Annotated in this window: 7 protein-coding genes; 2 read left to right on the top strand and 5 right to left on the bottom strand. The window is 56.8% G+C overall.

Features of this window, described 5'->3' with window-relative positions:
- A partial coding sequence (locus tag VMJ32_02370) for a hypothetical protein (GenBank protein HTQ37841.1) occupies nt 1-331 on the top strand: 331 nt, incomplete at its 5' end.
- Between the two features lie 226 nt (nt 332-557).
- Here VMJ32_02370 and lpxI read toward each other — a convergent pair.
- The 4 genes from lpxI to VMJ32_02390 form a co-directional block, all read right to left on the bottom strand.
- The gene (gene lpxI, locus VMJ32_02375) at nt 558-1547 is read right to left on the bottom strand and encodes a UDP-2,3-diacylglucosamine diphosphatase LpxI (GenBank protein HTQ37842.1); all 990 of its coding nucleotides are present in this window, start codon (nt 1545-1547) and stop codon (nt 558-560) included.
- A 21-nt stretch (nt 1548-1568) separates the two neighbouring features.
- Nucleotides 1569-2633, bottom strand: a complete 1065-nt coding sequence (lpxD, locus tag VMJ32_02380; protein HTQ37843.1) for a UDP-3-O-(3-hydroxymyristoyl)glucosamine N-acyltransferase — start codon at nt 2631-2633, stop codon at nt 1569-1571.
- A gap of 248 nt (nt 2634-2881) precedes the next feature.
- Complete coding sequence (locus VMJ32_02385) at nt 2882-5068, bottom strand: site-2 protease family protein (GenBank protein ID HTQ37844.1); 2187 nt, start codon at nt 5066-5068, stop codon at nt 2882-2884.
- Nucleotides 5059-6222, bottom strand: a complete 1164-nt coding sequence (locus VMJ32_02390; GenBank protein ID HTQ37845.1) for a 1-deoxy-D-xylulose-5-phosphate reductoisomerase — start codon at nt 6220-6222, stop codon at nt 5059-5061. The genes VMJ32_02385 and VMJ32_02390 overlap by 10 nt, the downstream gene beginning before the upstream one ends.
- Nucleotides 6223-6567: 345 nt before the next feature.
- On the opposite strand from VMJ32_02390, the gene ftsH reads away from it, so the two are divergent.
- Nucleotides 6568-8703, top strand: coding sequence for an ATP-dependent zinc metalloprotease FtsH (gene ftsH / locus VMJ32_02395; protein ID HTQ37846.1), 2136 nt, complete (start codon nt 6568-6570; stop codon nt 8701-8703).
- Between the two features lie 127 nt (nt 8704-8830).
- Here ftsH and VMJ32_02400 read toward each other — a convergent pair whose 3' ends face one another.
- Entirely contained in the window at nt 8831-9436 is a 606-nt protein-coding gene (locus VMJ32_02400) for a hypothetical protein (GenBank protein HTQ37847.1), read from the bottom strand.
- Between the last annotated feature and the right edge of the window lie 149 nt (nt 9437-9585).

Genomic DNA, 9585 nt, shown 5'->3' on the forward strand with positions numbered 1-9585 from the left:
GTACCATGACAACTTGCTCTTTCGCTTGTCGGCGCTGCAAGTCGAAATTGTCGTACATTCGCATGGCAGCGTCGGGCTGGATGAAACGCTGGATTGGTTCCTTGAATTTCAGTTTCCAGGCTTGGAGGGCGCCGATTTAACCGGCCACCCATGGATGAAACTCTTAAGCCAAAACCCCACCATTCACATGGTCGGCTCCTTGAGCCAACCGAAATTAAGCTCCCAAGGATTGGCCGCACAAGTGCTCCAGGCCGGTTTCGAATGGCTGCTTCAACGACGCTCGGAGCAGCCTAACAGCCAATCTTCGCCTGATCTGCCGCCGGGTCGGTAACCGTACACGGCAATGGGATGCTGCCGGAATAAAACTTCCTGCCGCCGCTCGGCCCAATTGCAAGCGGCGGTGCCGTATTCGCGCAACAAAAAACCCCCGGGAGTCAACCGGCGGCTTTTCGAGTCTTCATCAACCGCTTTGAGTCCATCATCTCTATCCCGTTCAAATGCTTACAACAATTCATGCCCGTAAATTACTCCAGGCATGTGGCAGGATCAGTTTCTCATTAGGCAGCCCGATCGCTCGATTCCCCGCAAGCGGTTCCAGGATTGTCCAATGACACGACAATCAGCTTCTGCTGATTGGCAAACGCAATGAATTCCGCCTCATCCACCAGAATGGTTTTCGCCCCCTCGACCACCAGCATTTTGGCCCCCGCCGCCACCATCGTTTTCAAAGTCCCCAATCCAATGGTAGGCACGTCAAATCGCATATCTTGCTGGGGCTTGGCCAATTTGACGACCGTGAAACCGCCGCCCGGGCAAAGTGTCGCAGCCCGCCGAATACACTCATCAGTGCCTTCGATCGCCTCCACCGCCAGACAGGCCCGATCTTTGACCACCACACTCTGTCCAATATCTAGCCGGCCCATCTCCTTGGCCAAATGCCAGCCGAACGCAATGTCTGCTTGTTGCGATTTCGTCGGACCCAGCTGCGTTAGCTGTCCAACTCTCACGAGTAACTCCGGGACAAAATCCGTGGCGGGTTGAATGCAAATTCCTGCTTCTTCGAACGCCTCCACCACGGCCAACAGCAGCGTGTCGTCGCGGCGGTCCTTTTTCGTTGCGATAAAGTGCGACCAGAAAATTCGGATCGTCCGCCAATCGGGCCACAGCTTCAGCCATATTTTTGGCTGCAACAATTTCAGTTTGAAAACTTTTCCAGCCATCACGGCATGCTGCACCTGATGACGTTTGAAGAAGCGGATGGCGTGACCAATTCTTGCCACGCCGGTCCATTGCAGCTCGGTGCAGACTTGTGCCAGCGCCGGATCAGCGTGATCGACCAGCGCCACGCAATAAACGCTGCTGCCGGCCCGACGAAGCGACTCGGCCACTTTCATCGGATATTGGCCCCAGCCGGCAATCAGGCCGATGCGTTCTGGATTCGCACGCTGGTCTGCGGCGTTGCCGCTCGCAAACGTGCGCATCATGTTTTTTTCGGCCGACCCCGGACGAACGCCGTTTGCCTCTACGCCCGTGTCGCCGTTATCCATAACATTCTCTACGCTGGGGGGCTATGCAGCCTCGCTGCGGCGGTCTTTGTCGCAACGTCCCGCGGCTTGCAACAATTCATCCATTTGGCGTTGCAGTTCCTTTAGTTGCTTGCGCATTTCCGGCAATTTCGAAATGGTGGCAAACAGCAGTTTTTGCTCGCGCTCCGGCACGGCCGGCGTTCCCAGCATGCGCACGCCGTCGCGCACATCGCCCGATACTCCAGCTTTGGCGCCTAAGACCGCCCCGGCGCCAATGTGTACATGATCGCGCACTCCCACCTGGCCCGCCATCACGACGTAATCGCCCGTCGTGGTGCTGCCAGCCACGCCGACCTGCGAACAAATCAAGTTGTGCCGGCCGATCCGGCAATTATGGGCAATCATCACAAGGTTGTCGATCTTCGTCCCCTCGCCGATGTAAGTTGCGCCATAAGTGCCGCGATCGATCGTGCTGCCCGCGCCTACTTCTACGTCCGGCCCCAGTTCCACGAAGCCTAACTGCGAGCTCAGCACGTGCCGGCCTTCTACCAACTTGTATCCAAATCCGTACGCTCCCAAGACTACTCCCGCGTGAATAATGCACCGCGGTCCCACGCGGGTGTTTTCGTATAAAACCGCTCCTGAAAAAATCGTGACCTGTTCGCCGATGCGGCATCCGTCATGAACATGCACGCCGCTGTGAATAACCGTGCCGGCGCCGATTTCCACCTCGTCGCCGATCGTCGCCCCGCCATGAACGTCGACCGCCCCGACAATGTTCGCGCTACGGCTGACAATGGCCTGGGGACTAATTCCCGGGTGGCTCACGGTGCGCGCCGGCCGAAATTGATTTGCAATCAGGGCAAAGGCGGCGTGCACGTCGCGCACTTGAATCGCCGGCCTATCGACCGGCTCAAAACCTAACGGCACTACCACGGCCCCTGCCGCACTTCGCGCCAAAAAATGGGCCTTCTCCGCCGAATCAAGCAGCGTAATATCGTTGCGGCCGGCAACATTCAGCGTATTGAAGCCCGCAATCCGCAGCGCGCAATCGCCCAACACCTTTCCAGACACGACTCGCGCTAAATCGCCCAGTGTGGTAATCAATTTGGAATCCCTTCCAAAGGGGCCGCACGCTCAAGATCAGCGACCCTCACAACCTTGCACCCCCTGCCAAATCCTGCGGGGGAAACCAATCTAACCCGTGCCTGCTAAGCGAATCAAGATCGTTTCATGTACCCCAAATCTGGCGGCATTCTCGCATCGAATGCGACCCCGTTCCCCTCGCTTACCGCCGGCCAGGCACGAAACCACTGTCCCCCAAGAAAAGTTAGTTCCCGCGTTAAAAAACGCCTTTATAGGCGAGAAATCAAGCCCGTATCCAATGCCAGCACAAACAACATGAGCGATAGCAGAAAAATCATGCCCGCGTAGGTAAACCCAATCACCACGCGTTCGCTGGCCGGCTTGCCGCGCAAACCTTCATACAGCAAAAACACCATGTGTCCCCCGTCCAGCACGGGAATTGGCAGAAAGTTCACCACCGCCAAATTCGCGCTCAGCAACGTCAGGAACAACAAGAATTTGGCAAAACCTTGCTGCGCCTCGTAACCTGCCTGTTGGATAATGCCGACCGGGCCGGAAAGCATCGTCACGGGAATTTGAGTCCCAATCTTTTGCAAGAAATGAAACACCATGAGCAGCGAGTCGACCGTTTGGGCGCCTCCGGCTCGAATGGCCTCCCCCAACGATCCAGCCTGATGCATCACCGTCATCGGCGTGAGGTTAAATCCGCGCAATGGCGAGTGCATGACCTTTCCCGTTTCGTCTTTGAACTCCGCTAAGCCCGCCTCCACGCTCTGCGTTTTATCCCCCCGTTTCACTGCAAATTGCACCTTCGTATCCGGGTCAATCGTCGGTAAAAAATCCAGAACGAAGCCTGGCCACGATAGGCGTTTGCCAAAATCGAATGACCTTTCCGGCGGAGGTTCCTCATCCTCGTAGGTGTACGGTGGATTGCGCTTTGGCGGGCTGATCAATTTTCCCGATACAATTTCGTCCCCCGGTTGAATATCGGCCAACGCCGCGGGGCTGTTCGGCTGTACCGCAACGATCGTGGTGGGCACTTCGCAAGCCACGCCCAAAGTCGCCAAAGGCAACGGCGACATTTCCTGCGGAACATCGGTAAATTCAGGAACCCGTAAAGCAATTTTGACCGTGCGTGTTTTGGCTTCCGCTGTGGATTTCTGCGCTTCGTCTCCTGCCTTAGATTCAATTTCCAAACTCACCGTTTTTCCGGCCGCCGCCATTTGACGCAAGCGATATTCCAGCGTGAGTGGATTGCCCACGGGCTGGCCGTCGATCGAAATCATTCGATCTCCCACTCGCAGGCCAGCCTGTTCTGCAGGGGAGTTGTTTTGCACCGCCGTGATTGGCCCCAGCGGCATCACCAAACCAAAGTCTCGCAACGGGGTAGTCTCCACGCGGACTACGATTTTCTCGTCCGGTTGTTTCTCATCACCGCCTTTAGAGTCGCCTTGATCTTTCGCGGCTCGTTGCACGGTGACCTCAATCGGTTCATCCACGTATTTAGCCAGCGCCAAATCCAAATCACGATAGGAGTGAATTGGCGTGTCATTGATTTGCACGATCTTGTCGCCAGGTTCAAACGCTGGCGTGGCCGAACGAGCCGGCGAAAATATCGCCGACGGATGAAACCCCGGCCGATCGACAATTTGCGGTTCCGCAGCGCTGGAAATGCCGATCATCGGCAAACCCAACGAAGAATCGGGAAACAGCCGAACGTTTTCCAATTTGTCGTCGGCAGCACGCAGAATGGTAAACGGAATCCCCTTGTCCACATCTCCCAGCGTGACGCTGGTTTTCAATTCTTCAAATCGCGGATGCTCCAATCCCGCAATTCGCGTGATTTTGTCCCCCGGTTGCAAATTCGCCTGCCAAGCGGCGCTCCCCACCACCGTCCCCCCCACAATGCATGGAATTTCCGGTACCCCCAGGCCATAAGCCACCGTGGCCATAATGAACGCAAAAATGACGTTCATGATGACGCCCGCCGAAATAATCGCCATGCGCTTGGGCACGCTTTGCGCCATGTAACTGCGCGGATCGTACGGCGCATGCAAATCGGAAACCGGTTCCGAAGGTAAATCACCGTGTGTCATGGGCGGCGCACGATCGCTGGCGTACGCAGCTGATTGGCTTTTCATTTGCGATCGGCGGGTTTCTTCCGCCATGCGCGCCGGATTGTCGTCCTGCCCCAGCATCTTCACGTAGCCGCCCAAGGGCAAAATGCCAATGCCGTATTCCGTTTCGCCCCATTGGAATTTGCAAAGTTTCAATCCGTAAATGTCGAAGCCGAGATAGAACTTTTCACACTTCACGCCGCATGCTTTGGCGACGAAAAAATGTCCTAGCTCGTGCACAAACACCACAAAGCCCAGGCCTCCGGCCACCGCCAGCACGACGGGCCAATTGGCGGGCGTGGCCAACCATGTCATCCAATTCGCTGCGATCAAGTGCATACCCAACGTGTTACCTCCCGGCGGGCCCAGCCGTCCGCTTCCAAAAGCCGCTCCAGCGTCGGCTGGGATTCAAAGGTGTGATGTTCAACAATACTTCGACAAACGGGCACAATCTCGATAAAATCCAGTTCTCCGGCCAAAAAGCTTCGCACGGCCTCCTCGTTAGCGGCATTAAGCACTGCACCGGTTGTGCCGCCGGTTCGGGCCGCATCATATCCTAACTCCAGCGCCGGCCAGCGGTCGAAATCGGCCGGTTCAAAATCCAGCCGCAGCGAGCGGGTAAAATCTAATCGCGGCCACTCCGCCCCTTGCCGCTCCGGATAGTGCAAGGCGTATTGAATCGGCAGCCGCATATCCGGCGGTCCCAGCTGCGCCATCACGGAACCGTCGATAAATTCCACGAGCGAGTGCACCGTCGATTGCGGATGCACCAACACTTCGATTTGTTCCGGCGCCAGGTCGAACAGCCACCGCGCTTCGACGATTTCCAAAGCCTTGTTCATCATCGTGGCCGAATCAATTGTGACTTTCGGCCCCATCTCCCACGTCGGATGCTCCAGCGATTGTTCTACGCTCACGCGGGCCAATTGTTCCGGCGTGAAATTCCGAAATGGTCCGCCGCTGGCCGTTAGAATCACGCGTTTCACGGCCGCGCGCTTCCCAGCCTGCAAACATTGAAACACGGCGCTATGCTCACTGTCGACCGGCAAAATTTGTGCTCCCGTGCGAGCCGCCAGCGCCATCACCAATGGCCCGGCCATGACCAATGTTTCTTTGTTCGCCAGGGCCACTTTTTTGCCGGCTTCCAGCGCTGCCCACGTGCTTTGCAAGCCGGCCGCGCCCACGATGGCCGCCACCACCAGTTCGATCTCCGGCGCGGCAACGACTTCCAGGAGCGCTTCGGGCCCCACCAGCAATTGCGTTTCGCGCGGCAGAGCCGACCAATCTTGCCGCTGGGCAGCTTCCGCGTCCGTTGCCACAATCCAGCGCGGCCGGAACCGCTGCGCCTGTTCTAATAATTGCTGCGTGCTGTTGCGTGCCGCCAAGGCTAGGGCCTGCAATTGACCTCCCGATGCCGCCACCACTTCCAGCGTGCTTGCCCCAATGGAACCCGTCGAGCCCAGCACGGCTATGCTTTTGAAGGAGGTCGTCATAAACAGCGGCTAGCCAAGTCCCAATGTCGAAGTGTCTAAAACGGAGCAAACAACAAAGTTCGGGGGCATCTCATTTTTCGACAGATGGACTGTCGAAGCTTCGACCCCTAATCCCTTGCTCAATCTCTCATTCTCCGCCTCACCGGATTCTAAATCCGCCCTGTTTTAGGAACAACCCGGAAGCCCTCATGCCGATTTTGCCCAATTTGCCGTCCGCACGATCACGAGTCAAATCGGACCCATAGGAAAGGTTGTATAGCCTTCGCCAGCGACATAGTATTGATTGTTAGCCGGACAAACCGCAACACAAATTTAGACCCCCAAACACCAGACTCATCACTCCGCATGGAAAGCAACCCTAAAACCAAGAAACCCTCTTCCGGTAAAGCAACCCCGGAAAAAAAAAGTCCCCCGATCGGAAACAACTTTGTTTGGTATCTGCTGGGAATCGGTGTCACGATTTTGCTGGTGATCGGTTGGCTGCGACAAGATTCCGCCTACGAATTGCAATACAGCGATTTGCTGAACGTCATTAGCGCCGGCAAGGATGGCTATAAGGTGGAAGAAGGGCCCGAGGGACACGAAAAAGAGGTCCTTTACAAAAATCCGACCGATATTGTCATTTCCAGTAGCGAAGTCACGGGAAAAATCAGCCGTGAAGTGGTCGGCGGCGCGGACGAATCTGCCGACAATTCTCTCGGTTCCTCCACAACAAACACCACGAGCAATGGCTCGTCCGCCACGGCTACTTCCGCGGCATCGGCCCATACGGTGCCATTTCACACCAACAAAGGGGTCCAACTAAGCAACGACGAGCGGCTGGAAAAGTTTCTGCAAGAAAACAAAATACGTTACAGCTATTCCGAGCCTCCTAGTCTGTGGCACAACTACGTGCCGATGCTGGTTCTCAGCACGCTGTTTATTCTCGTCTTCTTGTTCATGCTGCGGCGGCTCGGCGGAGCGGGAAGTCCCATGGCCTTTGGCCGCAGCCGTGGCAAAATGTATGCCCAGGAAGATATCGGCATTACGTTCGAAGATGTGGCCGGCATTGACGAAGCCGTGGAAGAACTCCGCGAAGTCGTCGAATTCCTCCGCCAACCGGAACGCTACCAGGTTTTGGGCGGTCGCATTCCCAAAGGCGTCATGCTCGTGGGACCCCCGGGTACAGGAAAAACCTTGTTGGCCAAAGCCATCGCCGGCGAAGCGGGCGTTCCGTTCTTCAGCCTCTCAGGTTCCGACTTTGTCGAAATGTTTGTCGGCGTCGGCGCCGCTCGTGTGCGCGACATGTTCCAGCAAGCCGAAGCGAAGGCCCCCTGCATCATCTTTATCGATGAGCTGGACGCCCTCGGAAAAACTCGCGGCTCCAGCGTCGTGGGCGGGCATGACGAGCGGGAACAAACCCTCAACGCTCTTCTCGTCGAAATGGATGGCTTCAATTCCAACAGCGGCGTCATTGTGTTGGCCGCCAGCAACCGGCCCGAAACGTTGGACCCCGCCTTGTTGCGGCCGGGCCGCTTTGATCGGCACGTGTTGGTCGACCGGCCCGATGTGCGGGGCCGCGAAGAAATTCTCAAAGTTCACGTGCAAAACGTGAAGCTCGACAGCGCCGTAAATTTGCGGGAAATCGCCGGTTTGACCTCTGGCTTCGTCGGCGCCGATCTGGCCAATCTGGTGAACGAGGCCGCGCTATTGGCGGCTCGCAAGGGCAAAAACGCCGTCGGCGTGGCGGAATTCAACGAAGGCGTGGAACGCGTCACCGCCGGCTTGGAAAAACGCAAGCGTGTCATCCATGCCGACGAAAAACAGCGCGTCGCCTATCACGAGGCCGCCCACGCTCTGGTCGCTTACAGCCTGCCCAATACCGATCCCGTGCATAAAGTTTCGATCATTCCACGCGGCCTGGCGGCTTTGGGCTACACCATGCAGCGGCCCGAGGACGATCGCTACCTGATGACGCAAAGCGAATTGGAAAGCCGCATCCAGGTGTTGCTGGCCGGCACCATTGCCGAAGAAATGATTTTTGACGACGTTTCCACCGGCGCTTCCAACGATTTGGAACGCGCCAGCGACATCGCCCGCTCCATGGTCATGGATTACGGCATGAGCCGCATGGGCCGCGTCAACTATCGGCAAACCGATCGCTCCCCGTTTTTAGTCAGTTCCACCACCGAGTTCGGCCGCGCCCGCATGCACAGCGAGCAAACGGCCCGCGAAATTGACGAGGAAGTCAAACGTATTGTCGACGAATCCATGGGCAAAGTGCGGCAAATCCTCGCCGCCCGTAAAGCCTCGCTGGAATCGCTGGCGAAACGGCTCATCGATCGGGAAACCATTGACGGCGTCGAGCTCAAACAAATCATCGAGGAAACTTCCCCCAGCCCGCAAATTGTCCCCGGCACCGAAGCCGACCGCAAGCGGCACTCCGCCCAAGGCGTGGTCGAAGCGCCGCTGCCCCGCGAAACCGCCGAAGGCTCGCTGTAAAGACACAACCGCTTGTCGCACAGCGGAAAAATTCCGCTCTCTTGATTCGAGCAGGCATTTGAACAGGAGGAAACGGAGATAACAGAGCAATTCAGATTTTGGACTCCGTTTCCTCTGTTGACTCCTGTTATTGATCCTGCTTTTCAGTCGGCTCGGGCTTAGCACTGTTATCCGGAGCCGCCGGTATCGGCACTGCCTGTGGTGCAATCGGCTGCGCGTGGAGAGCGTTGTTAGGCACTACATAAATGTGCTTGTTCGGAATCGGTGCAACAGGCTGCCCCGGAACGCTGTATTTCGGTATGGGCGTACTCGACTGCCCGCCGGGAACATAGTTCGGAATGGGCCGGTAATCTCCCTCCGGCACTGGTTGCGCATATTGCGGCAACGCATTGGGTGCTGCTGGCGTTGACGGATACTGCGGCAACTGGAACGGCGTTGGTACAACATTCTGCGTAGATCCGGCCGATGAAGCGGCAACGTCTGCATGTGGATCGTACCACGCCCCTTCAATGCACAGCCGATCACGGGGAAGAAGCGCCATCGGGATGCCCCCACCCGATAAATCAGCCCAAGTCAAGTCGAACACTTGCGTGCCTAAGCTTCGAGGATCGGTGCGGTTGATTTTTATTCGGGCATCGGCCAGGTTCGAAAGTCCTGGGACACGCGAAATAGCATCCAGCACATTCGTGTCGCCATCCGTTTCAAATCGCAGCACCGTGCCACTGCTTTTCACGCCGCTGTCCGTGAGAATGACATAGAGCCACCGGACAAAACTAATCTTGCGTTGGTTGTTGAGTAGGGATCAATATGATGTCCTTTTGTGTTTCGGATCAAGTCGAATCACGGAGGGATGAAGGCCATGGCAGGTAAATTATTACCAGA

This window comes from Pirellulales bacterium (assembly GCA_035499655.1).
Classification (GTDB): Bacteria; Planctomycetota; Planctomycetia; order Pirellulales; family JADZDJ01; genus DATJYL01.